The 16,580-nt window shown below is 64.0% G+C and carries 14 protein-coding genes; 7 read left to right on the top strand and 7 right to left on the bottom strand.

What is annotated here, in order from left to right; translation table 11 throughout:
• Positions 1–177: 177 nt before the first annotated feature.
• From ettA to IE071_RS01260, 3 genes are all read left to right on the top strand, one after another.
• Positions 178–1,839 (top strand): energy-dependent translational throttle protein EttA, encoded by a 1,662-nt coding sequence (gene ettA / locus IE071_RS01270; protein WP_189439376.1) that lies wholly within the window; start codon positions 178–180, stop codon positions 1,837–1,839.
• A gap of 138 nt (positions 1,840–1,977) precedes the next feature.
• Complete coding sequence (gene pyrF, locus IE071_RS01265) at positions 1,978–2,805, top strand: orotidine-5'-phosphate decarboxylase (protein ID WP_189439375.1); 828 nt, start codon at positions 1,978–1,980, stop codon at positions 2,803–2,805.
• Between the two features lie 184 nt (positions 2,806–2,989).
• On the top strand, positions 2,990–3,493 hold the full coding sequence (locus IE071_RS01260; protein ID WP_189439374.1) for a hypothetical protein: 504 nt from the start codon (positions 2,990–2,992) through the stop codon (positions 3,491–3,493).
• 9 nt (positions 3,494–3,502) lie between these two features.
• On the opposite strand, the gene IE071_RS01255 is transcribed toward IE071_RS01260, so the two are convergent.
• Positions 3,503–3,733 (bottom strand): hypothetical protein, encoded by a 231-nt coding sequence (locus IE071_RS01255; RefSeq protein ID WP_189439373.1) that lies wholly within the window; start codon positions 3,731–3,733, stop codon positions 3,503–3,505.
• A gap of 206 nt (positions 3,734–3,939) precedes the next feature.
• Here IE071_RS01255 and IE071_RS01250 point away from each other — a divergent pair, with 206 nt between their 5' ends.
• Positions 3,940–4,671 (top strand): hypothetical protein, encoded by a 732-nt coding sequence (locus IE071_RS01250; protein ID WP_189439372.1) that lies wholly within the window; start codon positions 3,940–3,942, stop codon positions 4,669–4,671.
• Positions 4,672–4,713: 42 nt separating this feature from the next.
• On the opposite strand, the gene IE071_RS01245 is transcribed toward IE071_RS01250, so the two are convergent.
• From IE071_RS01245 to IE071_RS01230, 4 genes are all read right to left on the bottom strand, one after another.
• The gene (locus IE071_RS01245) at positions 4,714–5,901 is read right to left on the bottom strand and encodes an acyltransferase family protein (protein WP_229792692.1); all 1,188 of its coding nucleotides are present in this window, start codon (positions 5,899–5,901) and stop codon (positions 4,714–4,716) included.
• A 102-nt stretch (positions 5,902–6,003) separates the two neighbouring features.
• A complete protein-coding gene (locus tag IE071_RS01240; RefSeq protein ID WP_189439370.1) occupies positions 6,004–6,285 on the bottom strand; it encodes a DUF427 domain-containing protein in 282 nt (93 codons plus the stop codon).
• The gene (gene def / locus IE071_RS01235; protein WP_189439369.1) at positions 6,285–6,821 is read right to left on the bottom strand and encodes a peptide deformylase; all 537 of its coding nucleotides are present in this window, start codon (positions 6,819–6,821) and stop codon (positions 6,285–6,287) included. The genes IE071_RS01240 and def overlap by 1 nt, the downstream gene beginning before the upstream one ends.
• Positions 6,822–6,952: 131 nt before the next feature.
• On the bottom strand, positions 6,953–7,753 hold the full coding sequence (locus IE071_RS01230; RefSeq protein WP_189439368.1) for a DUF4197 domain-containing protein: 801 nt from the start codon (positions 7,751–7,753) through the stop codon (positions 6,953–6,955).
• A gap of 171 nt (positions 7,754–7,924) precedes the next feature.
• Here IE071_RS01230 and IE071_RS01225 point away from each other — a divergent pair, with 171 nt between their 5' ends.
• The 3 genes from IE071_RS01225 to IE071_RS01215 all read left to right on the top strand — a co-directional run bounded on the left by IE071_RS01225 (position 7,925) and on the right by IE071_RS01215 (position 11,415).
• The gene (locus IE071_RS01225; RefSeq protein WP_189439367.1) at positions 7,925–9,997 is read left to right on the top strand and encodes a carbon starvation CstA family protein; all 2,073 of its coding nucleotides are present in this window, start codon (positions 7,925–7,927) and stop codon (positions 9,995–9,997) included.
• A 10-nt stretch (positions 9,998–10,007) separates the two neighbouring features.
• Complete coding sequence (locus tag IE071_RS01220) at positions 10,008–10,211, top strand: YbdD/YjiX family protein (protein WP_189439366.1); 204 nt, start codon at positions 10,008–10,010, stop codon at positions 10,209–10,211.
• A gap of 289 nt (positions 10,212–10,500) precedes the next feature.
• Positions 10,501–11,415 carry a trypsin-like peptidase domain-containing protein gene (locus IE071_RS01215; RefSeq protein ID WP_189439365.1) on the top strand — a complete coding sequence of 305 codons (915 nt, stop codon included), beginning with the start codon at positions 10,501–10,503 and terminating at the stop codon, positions 11,413–11,415.
• Between the two features lie 528 nt (positions 11,416–11,943).
• Here the strand turns inward: IE071_RS01215 and IE071_RS01210 are convergent.
• Positions 11,944–13,722 carry a Mur ligase family protein gene (locus IE071_RS01210; RefSeq protein WP_229792691.1) on the bottom strand — a complete coding sequence of 593 codons (1,779 nt, stop codon included), beginning with the start codon at positions 13,720–13,722 and terminating at the stop codon, positions 11,944–11,946.
• Positions 13,719–16,514, bottom strand: a complete 2,796-nt coding sequence (gene cphA, locus IE071_RS01205) for a cyanophycin synthetase (RefSeq protein ID WP_189439364.1) — start codon at positions 16,512–16,514, stop codon at positions 13,719–13,721. The genes IE071_RS01210 and cphA overlap by 4 nt, the downstream gene beginning before the upstream one ends.
• Positions 16,515–16,580: the final 66 nt, after the last annotated feature.

The following is a 16,580-nucleotide window of genomic DNA, read 5'->3' as shown; positions in this document are numbered from 1 at the left end:
GTGGGGAGCGGGTTTAGCCGGAAAGTGTAGCGCTGCCGGGCGTTTGCGGCCACCGCCCAGCTGATCCGGGCAGCGTCATCGGCACAGCGCCACAAGCCGCTATAATGCGCGGTTTGACGATTGCCCTTTACCAGCGCCGGCCTCACGGACGGCGCGGCGTACGCCTCCGGAGGCTCCATGCAGTACATCTACACCATGAACGGGGTCAGCAAGATCGTCCCGCCGAAGCGCCAGATCATCAAGGACATCTCGCTGTCCTTCTTCCCCGGCGCGAAGATCGGCCTGCTCGGCCTGAACGGCGCGGGCAAGTCCACGGTGCTGAAGATCATGGCCGGCGTGGATACCGACTTCCAGGGTGAGGCGCGTGCGGCCCCGGGTATCAAGGTCGGCTACCTGGCGCAGGAGCCACAGCTGGATCCGGAAAAGACCGTGCGCGAAGCGGTCGAGGAAGGCGTCTCCGTCATCCTCGACGCACAGAAGCGTCTCGACGAGGTCTATGCCGCCTATGCCGAGGAAGGCGCCGATTTCGACAAGCTGGCCAAAGAGCAGCAGGAACTGGAAAACCTGCTTGCCGCCAACGACGCGCATGCGCTGGAGCGCCAGCTGGAAGTGGCCGCCGACGCGCTGCGCCTGCCGCCGTGGGAAGCGAAGATCGGTCCGTTGTCGGGCGGTGAGAAGCGCCGTGTGGCGCTGTGCCGCCTGTTGCTGTCCAAGCCGGACATGCTGCTGCTCGACGAGCCGACCAACCATCTGGACGCCGAGTCGGTGGACTGGCTGGAGCAGTTCCTGCAGAACTACCCCGGCACCGTGGTCGCGGTCACGCATGATCGCTACTTCCTCGAGCACGCCGCCGAGTGGATTCTCGAACTCGATCGCGGTCGCGGCATTCCGTGGAAGGGCAACTACACCGACTGGCTGGAGCAGAAGAGCGAACGCCTCGCTCGCGAAGAAGCCGCCGAGAAGGGCCGCCAGAAGGCACTGGCACGCGAACTGGAGTGGGTGCGTTCGGCTGCCAAGGGCCGTCAGTCCAAGGGCAAGGCGCGTATCAACCGCTTCGAGGAACTGAACTCGGTCGAGTACCAGAAGCGCAACGAGACGAACGAGCTGTATATCCCACCGGGCGAACGCCTGGGCCAGGAAGTGATCGAGTTCAAGAACGTCAGCAAGTCGTTCGGTGATCGCCTGCTGATCGACGACCTCTCGTTCAAGGTGCCACCAGGTGCGATCGTCGGCGTGATGGGCGCGAACGGCGCCGGCAAATCCACCCTGTTCAAGCTGATCACCGGCAAGGAAGTGCCGGACAGCGGCGAGGTGAAGCTCGGCCATACCGTGCAGCTGGCCTATGTGGACCAGTCGCGCGATGCGCTCGACCCGAACAAGAACGTGTGGCAGGAAGTGTCCGACGGCGCCGACATCATCACCATCGGCAAGTACGAGCTGCAGTCGCGCGCGTATATCGGCCGCTTCAACTTCAAGGGCGTCGACCAGCAGAAGATGGTTGGCACGCTGTCCGGTGGCGAGCGCGGTCGCCTGCACCTGGCCAAGACCCTGATGCAGGGCGGCAACGTGCTGCTGCTCGATGAGCCGTCCAACGATCTGGACGTCGAGACGCTGCGCGCGCTGGAAGACGCGATGCTGGAATTCCCCGGCTGCGCGATGGTGATCTCGCATGACCGCTGGTTCCTCGACCGCATCGCCACTCACATCCTCGCGTTCGAAGGCGACTCGCATGTCGAGTTCTTCCCCGGCAACTACAACGAGTACGAGGCCGACAAGAAGCGTCGTCTTGGCGACGAAGGCGCGCGGCCGCATCGGGTGAAGTACAAGAAGCTGGCCTAAGGTCTTTTCCCCTCCCCTGCGATGCAGGGGAGGGTTGGGGTGGGGTAAAGCTCTTGATCTCCACGCCACCTTGGGCACCCCCTCCCAACCTCCCCCTGCGAGCAGGGGGAGGAGCTAGACAGGTAACCGGAGACCACGATGAGCTTCATGCAGTCACTGCAAGCTGCCTGGCAGCGCAACAACTCTCTGGTCTGCGTCGGCCTTGATCCGGAGCCGTCGAAATTTCCCGAACATCTGCGCGGCAACCCGGATGCGGTCTTCGAATTCTGCCGCGCCATCGTCGACGCCACCGCCGATCTGGTCTGCACCTACAAACCGCAGATCGCACACTTCGCCGCGCTGCGTGCGGAAGATGCACTCGAGCGACTGATCGCGCATATCCACGACAAACATCCGGGCGTGCCGGTGATCCTCGACGCCAAGCGCGGCGACATCGGCAGCACGGCGCAGCATTACGTCAGCGAAGCGTTCGATCGCTATCAGGCCGACGCGGTCACGCTGAACCCGTATCTCGGTCGCGACTCGGTGCAGCCATTCCTCGATCGCGCCGACAAGGGCGTGATCCTGCTCTGTCATACCTCCAACCCCGGCGCCGCCGATCTGCAGGATCTCCTCGTGTCTGATAAGAACGGGGGTGGCAAGCCGCTGTACCAGCACGTGGCGCAGATCGTCGCGCGCGACTGGAACGCGAACGGCAACTGCGCTCTGGTCACCGGCGCCACGTGGCCGGAACAACTGGCCGAAGTACGCGCACTGGTCGGCGACGTGCCGTTGCTGGTGCCCGGCATCGGCGCGCAGGGCGGCGATGTGGAAGCGGTCGTGCGCCATGGCCGCAGCAGCAACGGCAGCGGCCTGCTGATCAGCTCCTCACGTGCGATCCTCTATGCCGGCAACGGCGAGGATTTTGCTCAGGCTGCACGAGCTGCCACCCTGGAGTTGCGTGAGACAATCAACCGCCACCGCTGATCCCATCCACCTCGGCCAACAAGTCGTGTCTCCGGCTATTTGCAGATAGTTTTCTGCAACGGCAATCCGGCTACTTCGGAGGTTCCATGAAACTGCCATTCGACGTGCTGATGCTGGTCGGTTTCCTGCTGCCGGGTACCGTGCTCTGCCTGATCGACCGCTATCTCACGCGGAAGCCGCGCTGATGTACATGGGGCATTTCGCGATCGCGCTGGGTGCCCGCCGCTGGCTGCGATCGTTGCCGCTGGCCTGGTTATTGTTCGCCAGCATCGAACCGGATCTGCACGATGCACTCGGCAGCTGGCTGCCGGCCCTCGGTATCGGCGAGGCGACCCACAGTTTTCCGGGCATCCTCTACGCCGCAGCTGCCGTTGCGCTGCTAACTGCGCTGCTCTTTCGCCGGATCGGATTGGCGCTCGGTGCCAGCCTGCTGGTGTTGTCGCACGTCATTGTGGACTATCTCACCAGTTGGCTGCCGCTATGGCATGGCGGCCCACATGCCGGACTGCACCTGTACGCCATTCCCTGGGCTGATTTCATGTTGGAAACCACCACCATCGGCGTCGGCCTTGCGCTCTATGCGCGCTCGCCCGATCTGCGCCGCCCCGCTCGTGCGGGATTGGTGGCGATGGGCATGGTGATGGTCGGCCTGCAGGCGGTATGGAACTTCAGCATGGCCAGCGGCTGACCTTGCCGGTCAGCCCGCAGCCATCTTCGCTGCCTGCAACATCTTCGCCTTCAGATCCAGCGCATCGGCCGCATCCAGCAGTGCGCGTGCAAAGCTGCGCACTTCGGCCGGGCGCAACGCATACCAGTTTCCGGTCTTGCTCTCAGCCACGTTGCGACCCGCACGCGATACGCAATGCGGCCGGAAAATCACCATGCCGGTGAGTGATTCCGAACTGATATCCGCAGAGACAATCTGCATGTGCGTTTCATCTTCTTTCTTCACCGAACTTCTCCCGGACGGATAGCCGCCCTCGTGCAGCTTACGCTACCGGGAGTTCAGGCGGTGTTTCCGTGTTTGTCGGTACTTGCACGGCAGTTGTAACCTTCGAGAGCGGCACCTGTCCGCGACATGTCACATCGCGATTGCTCGGCGCCGCATCCCCAACCCCGAAAGGAAGACAACGCATGTCCGAACAGACTGACGTCCGCGTGGAAGACTGGAATCGCTTGCAACGGGAAGTAGCGCGTTTGCGCCTCCTGGTGATCATCGCTCTGTTGGCGGTGATTGCACTGGCTGCCGTGTCGTTGCTGCGCAAGCCAGACACATCGACCAGACCTGACACGATTCTCCGGGCACGGGGCCTGGTGATCACCGATGCACAGGGACACGACCGCATCCTGCTCGGCGCACCGGTACCGGCCAGCAAGGACCGTACGCGCAAGGACGATGCCTCGGACGGCATCATCTTCCTCGGCAAGACCGGCGCGGACCGCCTCGCGCTCGGACAACTCCCCACATTGCATATCGATGGCAAGACCTATAAGAGAAGAGGTGATGACGACAACTACGGCATGACGCTCTACGACACGAAGGGCAGTGAGCGCGGCGGCATGGCTTACATGGGCACGGGACGCGTCGGGCTTGCGCTCGATCGCGCCACGCCGCCGTATGAGGCCATTGGCCTGATGATCGATGACATGGAGAATTTCGCCGGGATGTACATCAACTACGGCGATCCCAAGGCGAAGGACTCTGCCATTGAGTTGGGCACCGATGCCAACAGCGTCCACCTCCAGCTCAAAGGCAAGGATGGTCTCCCGCGCGCAAAGTTGAACGTCGATGGGACGAACAGGCCGGCATGGCAGTTCGACGACAGGGAATCAGCGGCGAAGGCCGCGCAGGACCAGAAGCACTGACGACAGCGAGTCGCCTGTGTAGGCATCGACTGCACAGGCGACTCAATCGGCCGCGACGCTCGCCGGCTGGCGTGGGTCAGCGGCAGCCGGCGCACGCAATAGTGCGGCACGCAGCCAACGCTCGCATGGCGTCGAGAGCCAGCGCTCCACCGCTGCACCGAGCAGCCAGCACAACGGCAACGCCAGCAGATACCACAGGAAGCCGAGCCGCAGGTCGCCACCAGCGAGTTTGAACAGACGCACCATCGCGAAGACCACGAACATGTGGGTGAGATAGATCTCGTAACTGAGCCGCCCCCACGAACGCAGCCAATCCAGGCCGCGCCAGGCATGCCAGTCGCCACGGCGCTGGCGTTGCTCGCAGGCCAGCAACAGACACAGCGCAGAGAGCGCCAGCAACAGCATGTAGCCGTCGCGCAACAGATGCCACATCACCGCCCCGTCGATCGTGGTCGCCATCAGACCGATCGTACCCAGCCATCCCAGCAAGGCGGTCGTGCGTGCTGGAAGCGTGCGGGAACGCGCTGCCAGCAAGGCACCGAGCACGCCGAGCGCAATCGCCGACATGCCCGGCAGGTAGGCCTTCTCCTGCCAAATCTCGTTGCCGCGCAAGGCGGCGTGCGTCCACGGCATCGACAGCGCGAGGATGACCAGCAGCGGCACCAGCAACCAGCGCCTACGCGTCAGCAGACAGATCAGCGGAAAGCCGATATAGAACACTTCCTCGATCGACAGCGACCACAGCACGTCCCAGTTGCCCGGCAGATAGCCGGTGCGCCCCTCGTACCAGTTCAGATGCAGGCCGATGACGGCCCAGATCGCACCCGGCAGCGACTGACCCGGGCGACTGATCGTGTAATCCGGCACCGCCATCAGATGCAACACGGCGAGCACGGCAACCAGCACCAGCAGGCAGGGCACGATGCGGGCGAAGCGACGTGCGTAGAACGCACGCAAGTCGATCCGCTCCAGACCGCCCCAGCGCTGCAGCGCGTTGCCGGCAATCAGGAAACCGGAAATCACGAAGAACACGAACACGGCCTCGTAGCCGTTGTAGTTCAGCCGGCTCAGAAACCACGGCGGCAGCACATCGGCCAGCGCGGTCTTCTTCAGCGGAATGCGCAGGCCGAGGTGATTGAGGATGACGAACAGGATGGACAGACCGCGCAACAGGTCGATGCCAAGATTGCGGCGTGTCTGCACGGGCCGCGCATCTGTTCCGTCAGTCATCGATGGCTGCATGGATTCCATCGGTGACATCAGCCGCCCTGTCGTCAAAGAGCAGCATCATCCATGCACAGGCCTCGACGCATCAATACCGGCGTACGGAACTCATGCGGTGACCACCACTCCATGCCAGAAGGCCACGCGACCCTTGATCTCGCTGGCGGCCTCTTTCGGTGTCGGGTAATACCACGCGCCGTTGGCATTCACGTCACCATCCACGACCACGTCGTAATAGCTGGCCGTGCCTTTCCACGGACAGACGCTCTGGTGATCGCTGGCCCGGAAGTACTCGCGCCGCATCGACCCGGCGGGAAAATAATGATTGCCTTCGACCACGACGGTGTCGTCGCTTTCCGCCAGCACAGCGTCATGCCATATCGCGCGCATCAGTCGTCTCCGATGTCCTGCCCCGGAAACAGCACGTCGGTGTAGCCGAACTTGCTGAAGTCGGTGATGCGCGAAGGATACAGCCGGCCGATCAGGTGATCGCATTCGTGCTGTACCACGCGGGCATGGAAACCCTCGGCGGTGCGCTCGATACGCTGGCCTTGCGGATCGACACCTTCGTAGCGGATCAGCGAGTAACGACTCACTGCACCACGCAGGCCGGGCACGGACAGGCAACCCTCCCAGCCTTCTTCCATATCCTGCGACAGCGGTGTGATCACAGGGTTGAGCAGGATCGTGCGCGGCACCGCCGGCGCATCGGGATAACGCTCGTTGCTGTCGAAGCCGAAGATCACCAGTTGCAGGTCGACGCCGATCTGCGGCGCGGCGAGGCCGACGCCATCGGCGGCGTGCATGGTGTCGAACATGTCGGCGATCAGCGCGTCCAATTCCGCACTGCCCAGCATCGCGTCGGGTACCAGCGGGGCGATGCGCAGCAGGCGCGGATCGCCCATTTTGAGGATGTCGCGGATCATGGGATGCCTCGCGATCGAACGCAGTTACCGGATAAATGGTGGTTAATGCGTTCCGATGCAAGCGGCTTTGCTCGGCGCCTTAATTGCGCAGAGCAAAACCCTCTCCTTATTTGTTGAACCCGCAAGCGGGTTCAACCGCCGAACACTTTCTTCAGCAGATCAGTGGTGCGCGCGCCAGGGTTGTGGCGGATCGACTGCTCCTGGTCGCCAATCTCGGTGAACAGGCCGTCCAGCGTCTTCGACGTCACATAGTTGTCCAGATCCATCGGGCTGCCACCGTTGCTCGACTTGTGACCACTAAGTGAACCCAGCGAACCCAACGCACCACCGAGCGCACCGCCGCCACTGCCGGAAGTGAAGGCCTTGTACTTTTCGGTCACACCGACGCTGTCGGTAGCCTTGGCCACGATCGGATGGATGCGTGCGGTAAGTGCATCACCGGCAACGCGGCGGAAGAAATCGGTGGCGGCATGATCGCCACCGGTGAGAATGCCGCGTGCATCGCTGAGCGTCATCTTGCGGATCGCGTCGCCAAAGATCTCCGCCACCTGCGGCACCGCCTTCTCCGCTGCGCGATTCATGCTCAGCTCGAACGCGTCGACCTTGGCGCCCTGCCCCAGCTTTTTCGCCAGGCTGGCGGCCTGCTCGAGTTTGCCGGGTAGCGGAATGCGTACCTTGCTGTTGTTCCAGAAACCACCATCGCGACCCAGACTGTTGATCGCATTGGTGGTGCCCTTGGCCAGCGCCTCCTTGAGGCCGGAGGCAATGTCGCTGTCCGGCAGGCCGCTGCCGAGCGAGGAATTCGAACCATGCGTCGACGACTTGACCTTGTTCAACAGATCCTTGAACTGACCGGCACCGGCGGCAATCACCGGCAACGTGGCAACCGCAAGAGCAAGGCCCAGCAGGCCATGGCGAACGGTAATACGCATGACAAACTCCTTGTAGGCGATGGAGCGGCCAGTGTACCCCTGCCGCAAACTGTCGGGGCGCTCGCCTGGGCCGTGGCATTCGACCAATGGCTAATGCCGGCGGGTCCGGTTTGGCATTGACCGTCGCCGCCGACGGGGCGACTCTTGCTGCATTGCCGAGGAGAGCCACTCATGCATGCAGCCATACCCAAGCCGAGTCCCGCCAGCAAGATCCTGTGGGTCGCCATCGCCATCGTCGGCGCGTTCTGTCTGGGCGTGGTCGCGCTGCGCCGCGGCGAGCCGATCAATGCGATCTGGCTGGTCGCCGCCTCGATTTCGATCTTCGTGATCGGCTATCGCTTCTACGGCAAGTTCATCGAGCACTCGGTGCTGAAGCTGGACCCGACTCGCGCGCCGCCCTCGGTGCTGCGCAACGATGGTCTCGACTACGTGCCCACCGACAAATGGGTGGTGTTCGGCCACCACTTCGCCGCAATCGCCGGTGCCGGTCCGCTGGTCGGCCCGGTGCTGGCCGCGCAGATGGGCTACCTGCCCGGTACGCTGTGGATCCTGTTCGGCGTGGTGTTCGCCGGCGCGGTGCAGGACTTCATGATTCTTGGCCTTTCGCTGCGCCGCGATGGCCGTTCGCTCGGCCACATGCTGCGCGAGGAACTGGGGCCGGTCGCCGGCGTGGTGGCGATGTTCGGCGTGCTGGTGCTGATGATGATCGTGCTGGCGGTGCTGGCGCTGGTGGTGGTCAAGGCACTCACGCACAGCCCGTGGGGCACCTTCACCGTGGCTGCCACGATTCCGATCGCGCTGCTGATGGGCGTGTACCTGCGCTGGTTCCGTCCGGGCAAGATTCTGGAAGTGTCGATCATCGGCCTGGTGCTGCTGCTGGCCTCGATCGCGTTCGGCAAGAACGTGGCCGATTCGGCCGCGCTGGCGCCGCTGTTCGACTTCGATGCGAAGGCACTGGCGTGGCTGCTGATCGCCTATGGTTTCTGCGCCTCGGTGTTGCCGGTATGGCTGCTGCTGGCGCCGCGCGACTACCTGTCCACCTTCCTCAAGATCGGCACCATCGCGCTGCTGGCGCTGGCGATCTTTCTCGCCGCGCCGACCCTGCAGATGCCGGCGGTGACCAAGTTCATCGACGGCACCGGCCCGGTATTCCAGGGCAACCTGTTCCCGTTCCTGTTCATCACCATCGCCTGCGGCGCGGTATCGGGCTGGCATTCGATCATCGCCTCCGGCACCACGCCCAAGCTGCTCGCCAATGAGGGGCAGGCTCGACTGGTCGGCTACGGCGGCATGCTGATGGAAGCGTTCGTGGCGATCATGGCGCTGATCGCCGCCTCTTCGCTGCACCCGGGCGTGTACTTCGCGATGAATTCGCCGGCCGCGCTCGTCGGCAGCACGGTGCAGGACGCCGCCACCACGATCAGCCAGTGGGGCTTCGTGGTGACGCCGGACGAGTTGCTGCAGACCGCGAAGAACATCGGCGAATCCAGCATCCTCGGCCGCGCCGGCGGCGCGCCGACCCTGGCGGTGGGCATGGCGCAGTTGCTGCACAACATCATCCCCGGCGGCAGCATGATGGCGTTCTGGTACCACTACGCGATCCTGTTCGAGGCGCTGTTCATCCTTACCACGGTCGATGCCGGCACCCGCGTCGGCCGCTTCATGATCCAGGAAATCGCCGGGCTGATTCACAAGCCACTGCAGGCCACCGAATCGTGGACCGGCAACCTGCTCGCCACCGCGATCTGCGTGGGCCTGTGGGGTTACTTCCTGTACCAGGGCGCGGTCGATCCGCTGGGCGGCATCAATACCTTGTGGCCACTGTTCGGTATCGCCAACCAGATGCTCGCCGCGATCGCCTTGATGCTGGCCACCGTGGTGGTAGTGAAGCTCAAGCGCGAGCGCTACGTGCTGGTGCCGGGTATCCCGGCGATCTGGCTGATCGTATGCACGCTCACCGCTGGCTGGGAGAAGCTCAGCGGCCCGATAAGCTTCACCGCCGCTGCGCAGAAATACGCGCAGGCGATGCAGGACGGCAAGCTGTTGGCGCCAGCCAAGACGCCAGCCGCGATGCAGCAGATCGTCACCAACAACTACGTCGACATGGCACTCACCGGACTGTTCATGCTGCTGATCGTGGCCATGCTCGGCTTCTCGCTGCGCGCCCTGATCCGCGCATGGCAGACCAACCACCCGACCGCACACGAAGAACCGTACGTGGCACTGAGCAGCGTCGCCAGCTGAGGAAATCGCGATGAACAGGTCGATACAGGCGCTTGAATCGGGCTGGAAGTGGGCGGTACAAACCGCCCGCCTCTGCTGCGGCGTGCCCGATTACGATGCCTACGTGAAGCATCTGCGCGAGCATCATCCCGAACGCGAAGTGCCCAGTTACAAGGAGTTTTTTCGCGAACGGCAGGTGGCGCGTTACAAAGGCGGTGGTGGAAGGTGTTGTTGATGGGCGACTACGGGCTGCATTCAGCCCGTTCTTGGGAGGCTATCGGGCTCAAACGATGAATGCGCTGACCACGGCTACCGCCGCGGTCCAATGATTGCCACGCAGGCTGCGACCGATAGAGATCGACCCGCAGTGGCCGGTAACGAAGGGCCGTTTTCGAGAATGCGCATCTTCAACATTCGAGCTGACCGGATCGCGGAGGTAAGCGCTGTAGCGGGTCCGGTTGAACGAGGGGTTACGCACTCACGCCGTGGCAGACTGTGCCCTGGTCAAAGCTTGGAGACATGCGATGCAGGAGCCACTGTTCGGATTCGAGTGGAATCAAATGGATGCCCCGGCGGAGATTGAGGAGGGGCTATTCACGGTTGTTGCCAAAGACTCGACTGATGTCTATCACTCCGTTGGGACGGGATTCGTAATAAAGGCTTTGAGCGACGTTGCTTTCGCTGTCTCGGCAGCGCACGTGTTTGCAGAGGTCCAGCGACTTCAGCGGAAAGGTAATCTGCTGAGTCATGTCACCACTCTTCCTGAGTTTGCGCCGCTTCCACCCCCGATCAACGTCTCACTTGCAGGACTTGCGATGCTGACGCGCTCAAACTCAAGGGTGGTCGTCAGCGCAGTTGACGCGTTAGCGTTCGACGAGGCTGGTGACGTGGGTGTCGTACAGCTCAGACCGCAGAATGGGCAAGAGTCCGAATTTCCCCTGCGGGAGTTCATTCTCGAAGATGAGATGCCGAAGACTGGGCAACTCGTATGCGTTGCGAGTTACCTCAATCTTGCGTGCAGGAATGATGACACTGGTGCGTTCAAGGTCGAACGTCAGGCCGTTTTGCGAGTGGGCAAGGTGCTGGAGGTGTTCCCCACGGGACAACGACTCTGCCGTGGCCCCTGTTTCGAGACAACTATTCCGATGACATCCGGAATGAGCGGCGGCCCCGTCTTCCACTATGGCACCTCCGGCGCAATGCGCGTGATAGGTCTGGTGTGTTCCGACCCGGACCTTGACGGCCCGCTGAAGAACGACCGATCAGTGGCGGGCCGATCCTTGATAGCCCGGCTACCTGTAAGACGACTCAGCGGTACCGCTCAGGGCAAACAACAAGTCGTTCTGAGTTTCGTGCCGAATGCTGTGGCAGGCCAGTTCGCGAACTTCGACGGCGCCCAGTTCTGGGCGAGCTCGCGGTCGGAGTCAATCACGGGATAACGGGACCGGATAACGGAACGGAGGAAATTAAGTCGCGCCAGTTGTCTCAGGCCTCGACTCGCCGTTTCTCGGCTTTCGCTACCGTGCAGCGGTAGCACACCGAGTGCGGGCCAGGATGGCCCGTGCTCTACCCGGGGCCCCTGTGCGGCGGTGAGGTGGGGACGACAGGCCGCGTAGCGGGAGTCGACAGGGATGTCGGCTCCTTTTCGTCAGGGCAGGATGCCCTGTCGAAAAGCCCGACCCCGCCTCACGGACTTGCCGGGCATGGATGCTCGGCAAGCGCCAAGGGGGGTGTCGTTTTCTCTGGGCACTTCTCTTTTTGACAAGAAAAAGAGAAGTACCTCGCCCTCCGCAGGAGGGTGAAAGCTCTTCAGCTCTGATGCCAGAGTGCAGAATTGCAAAAGCGATTCCTGCCTTCGCAGGAATGACGACTGGGGGCGTTGGAAGGACCTGAAAGCCCTCATCAGGGTGAGTAGAGCATCGCGCACAAGGTGCGCTCCCGCACGTCATCGAGCCACCACAGTTCGATCAATTCGATGGCAGCGAAGAGCTCGCCGACCACCCCGTCGCCTGCAACCCATCCAGCAATTCCACCACCGCCTGCCGCGCCTGCACCCCATGCACAGGCAACACCAGTACATCTCCATCCCGCGCCCACGCAAGCAACCCGCACACAGCATCGAGCTCATCGAGGCATTCAACAACCGCCTCCACCGGCACCGCGTTCTGCACCAGCGCGTCGCGCAAAATACCCGCGACCTCGCCTGCCACGCGGCCGCGCATGAAACCCTCGATGTCCTTCAGCACTACGCGCTGCGGATGAAAGCTGGCCGCGACCGCGGCGAGTTCACGGATATCCGCGTCTTCGCGATTACCGGCCTGACCCAGCACCAGGCCAAGACGTCCGCGGCCCAGCGATGTCGTCGCGACGCCCAGCAGGCCGCGCAGACCTTCCGGATTGTGCGCGTAGTCGACGAACACCTGCAGCGTGCCGAAGCGCCAGTGCTGCAGGCGGCCGGGATTGTCCGCATGAGCGCTGCCGAAACGCGCCAGCACGTCGGCGATGGTTCCGGCGGGAATGCCGAGCGCCGCGGCCGCCAGCGCGGCGGCCGCGATATTCGCGATGTTGTAGCCGGCGCTGCCGGCGAAGCTCAATGGCATTTGCGCGACCACACCCAAGTCGTGATCGATACCTTGGTGGAACAGGTGGAGATGGCCGTCGCGCACGGCGCAAGTGCTGCCGGCCTGTTCGCGGCTGGCGCGCAGCAACGGATGCGCATCGTCGAGCGCGAACCAGCCGAGCGGCGCCGACAACGCAGCGGCCTGCCTGACCAGCACGGCATCGTCCGCATTCAATACCAGCAGGCCATCGGCACCAAGCACACGCGCGACGGTGAGTTTCACCGCCGCCAGTCCATCCAGGTCGTGGATGCCGTATTCGCCGAAATGATCGTCGCTGACGTTGGTCACCACCGCCACGTTTGCGCGCTGCACGGCGAGGCCGCGACGCAGGATGCCGCCGCGCGCGGTCTCCAGCACCGCAGCCTCGACCTGCGGCTGGCGCAGCACCTCGCGCGCGCCGGCGGGGCCGGAGAAGTCGCCAGAGTCGATCGCGCTACCGTCGACGAACACGCCATCGGTGCAGCTGTGCCCGGCATGCCAGCCATGCGCCTGCGCCATCGCGGCGAGCAGCCGTACGGTAGTGGTCTTGCCGTTGGAACCGGTCACCAGCGCCACCGGAACATCGTGCAGCGCGGTCCACGGCACGGCGTCGATGGCAGGAAGTTCTTTCAGCGGCCAGCTGCGGACACCCGTTCCTTCGCCGATCGAAAACACGTCATCGTCGATCAATACGGTAAGCCTGCGCGCCTCGGCGGCCTGCACCAGCACCGGCAGTGCGGGTTGTCGTTCGGCGGCGGCGAACGCGCGCAGCGTGTGCAGCGCGGAAGCCTCGTCCCATGCGGCGGGGTGCCCCGGCGCATGCAGGTCCGCCGCCACGGCATGCGTGGAGGCCAGGGTCGCCAGCCACGCCCATTCGTTCACTTCGGTCGCGCTGAACAACTGGTCGATCGGCGCTTCGAAGGCTAGCGCCGCACCATCGGGATGCCGACGCACCACGCGCAGCGAATCAACCCAGCCGAGTGCGCGACACGCAAGCTGCGTGCGCGCGTGCCAGCCAGCCAGCAGCGCGTCGTCGATGGCGACACCGACGGTCTCCAGCACGGCGCCGGCACCGTCGAAGTACAGGTTGGAACCGGTGAGGCGGCGCGAATCGTCGAACGGCAACGCGGCAGGCAGAATGCTCAATCGTCACTCTCGCGGGAGAAACGCACGCCGCGTTCGTCGCGCACCACGTCGCCCAGATCGGCAAAGCTGGTCTCGTCGAAGGAGGCCTCGGTCACCGGCGGCGTGATCGGCGCCGCAGCGGATTCCGCCCGCAGCTCGGCGGTGCCTTCAGGGCGGAACTTGATGATCTGCTTCCACGAGCGCACCAGCGCGTCGGCGAACACCAGCAGCAGGTCGCCGGAGCGGCCCATGCCCAAGGCGGCATCGATCGCCTTCTGCTCGTCCGGGATGATCGAGATCGCTGCATCCTGCACACCAGCCGCACGCAGCGCGCGCGCCAGGATGCCTGGCACCTCGTCGCCATCGCGGCCACGCAGCGCATCGTCGCGGCGGCAGATGTAGTGATCGAAGCGACCGGCCACCGCATCGGCGATCGCCACCAGATCCTCGTCGCGACGATCGCCGGGACCAGCCAGCACCACGATGCGCCGGCCGGTTACATCGAGACGTCCGGCCAGATCGGCCATCACTGCCACCGCGTGCGCATTGTGGCCGTAGTCGAACAGCACCTTGAACGGATGCTCGCTGTACACGTTCATGCGCCCCGGCGCCTGGAAGAACGTGGTGTCGAACGTGCGCAGGCCCTGCCGGATCGCGTCAAGCTTGATGCCGAGCGAGAACGCCATCGAGGCGGCAACCATCGCGTTCTGCACGTTGTGCAGGGCACGTCCTTCCAGCGTGGCCGGGATCAGGTGCGTCCACAGCAGCGGGATATGACTGCCCTTGTCGTACAGCGTGATCATCGCGCCGTTGACGCCAGCCTCGAGCGCGCAGGCACGGCCGCCGGCGCGCACGTGCTCGCGCACCAGTGCATGCGACGGATTCATGGTGACGTAGCAGATCACCTTGGCATCGGTGTAGCCGGACATCTTCAGCACCAGCGGATCGTCGGCGTTCAATACCGCGCAATCGGTGGCGACCTCGACCACGATGCGCTTGACCTCGGCGAGCTGCTCCAGCGTGTCGATGCCCTTGAGTCCCAGATGATCGGACTGCACGTTGAGCACCGCACCGACGTTGACCTTGGTCACGCCCATGCCGGCGCGCAGCAGGCCGCCGCGCGCAGTCTCCAGCACGGCGATGTCGATGTGCGGATCGGACAGCACCATGCGCGCCGACACCGGCCCGGTCATGTCGCCCTCGACCGTGCGCTGGCCGTCGATGTAGACGCCGTCGGTGGTGGTGAGTCCTGGCGTATAGCCGGCCATCTTGGTGATGTGCGCCAGCATGCGCGCGGTGGTGGTCTTGCCATTGGTACCGGTGAGCGCCGCGATCGGCACCCGCGCCGGCGAGCCAGGCGGAAACAGCATGTCGATCACCGGGCCGGCCGCATCGCGCGGCGTACCTTCGCTGGGGCTCACGTGCATGCGGAAGCCCGGCGCGGCATTGACCTCGCAGATGCCGCCGCCGATGCTCTTGTAACTCTCGGCGATATTGGTCGTGAGGAAATCCACGCCACCCACGTCCAGCCCGATCGCGCGGATCGCGCGCACCGCCATGTCGCGGTTGTCCGGATGGATGATGTCGGTGACGTCGGTGGCGGTGCCACCGGTGGACAGGTTCGCGGTGGAACGCAGGAACACGGTTTCGCCGGCCTGCGGAATCGAAGCGGCGGTGTAGCCGACACGCTCCATCATCATTTCGGCCTGCGCGTCGAGTACGAGGCGGGTCAGTACTTTCTCGTGACCGATGCCGCGGCGCGGGTCCTGGTTCACGATGTCCACCAACTGCGCGATCGTGCGGTTGCCATCGCCGACCACGTGACCCGGCGTACGACGTGTCGCGGCGACGAGTTCGTTGTTGACCACCAGCAACCGGTGATCGTCACCGCTCAAGAAATTCTCCACGATCACCGAGCGCGAATGCTCGCGCGCGGCCTTGAAGCCTTCGATGACTTCCTCATCGGTCATCAGGTGAATCGAGATGCCGCGGCCGTGGTTGCCATTGAACGGCTTGGTCACCACTGGCATGCCGAGCCGGCGCGCGGCGCGCAGTGCACCGTCCTCGCTCTGCACCAGCTCCTGTTTCGGCACCGGCAAACCGAGCGAGGCGAGGATCTTGTTGGTTTCTTCCTTGTCACTGGCCAGCTCCACCGCGATGTGCGGCGTGCGGCCGGTCACCGTGGCCTGGATGCGCTGCTGGTACTTGCCGTGGCCGAGCTGCACCAGCGACTGCTCGTTGAGACGCAGCCACGGGATATCACGTTCCTCCGCCGCACGCACCAGCGACGCGGTGGAAGGCCCGAGCGCGCGACGCTGCGCGTAGCGGATGAACTCGTCGCGCTCGCTCGTCCACTCCCAGCCTTCCGGCACGCTGCCGCGCACCTGCAGTTCCGCCGGCAGCAGTGACGACAACAAACGCAGGGCGAGCTCGCCAGCAGCGATGCCTTCTTCTTTCTGCACGTATTCGTAGACCACCGAATACACGCCCGGCTTGTCGGCGCTGCGCGTCTTGCCGAAGGTGACGTCTTCACCCGCGACGTTCTGCAGCTCGATCGCCACGTGCTCCAGCACATGACCGAGCCAGGTGCCCTCGCCTTCGCGCATGCGGCGGATGAAACCGCCGGGTTCGCGGTACGAGCAACCGTGCTCGGCCAGTCCCGGCAAGGCAGCGACCAGGCCGTCGACGAACTTCGCACCGAGTTTTCCCGTCGGCCACTGCTCCAGCTCACCCAGATCTAGCTCCAGCCGGATCACCGGGAAATGCGCATACAACGACGGGCCGACGAAAACGGAACGTTCCAGAATGCGCATGAGCTTTTTCCTTGAGCCGGAGGCTTGCTGCTACAAAATTTTGAGCTGAGGGCTCGCTTCAGTGAG

Origin of the sequence: Rhodanobacter panaciterrae, assembly GCF_014651895.1 — a bacterium.
GTDB lineage: Bacteria > Pseudomonadota > Gammaproteobacteria > Xanthomonadales > Rhodanobacteraceae > Rhodanobacter > Rhodanobacter panaciterrae.
Note: the sequence above shows the minus strand (reverse complement) of the source record. Positions and strands in the feature narration are given on the sequence as shown.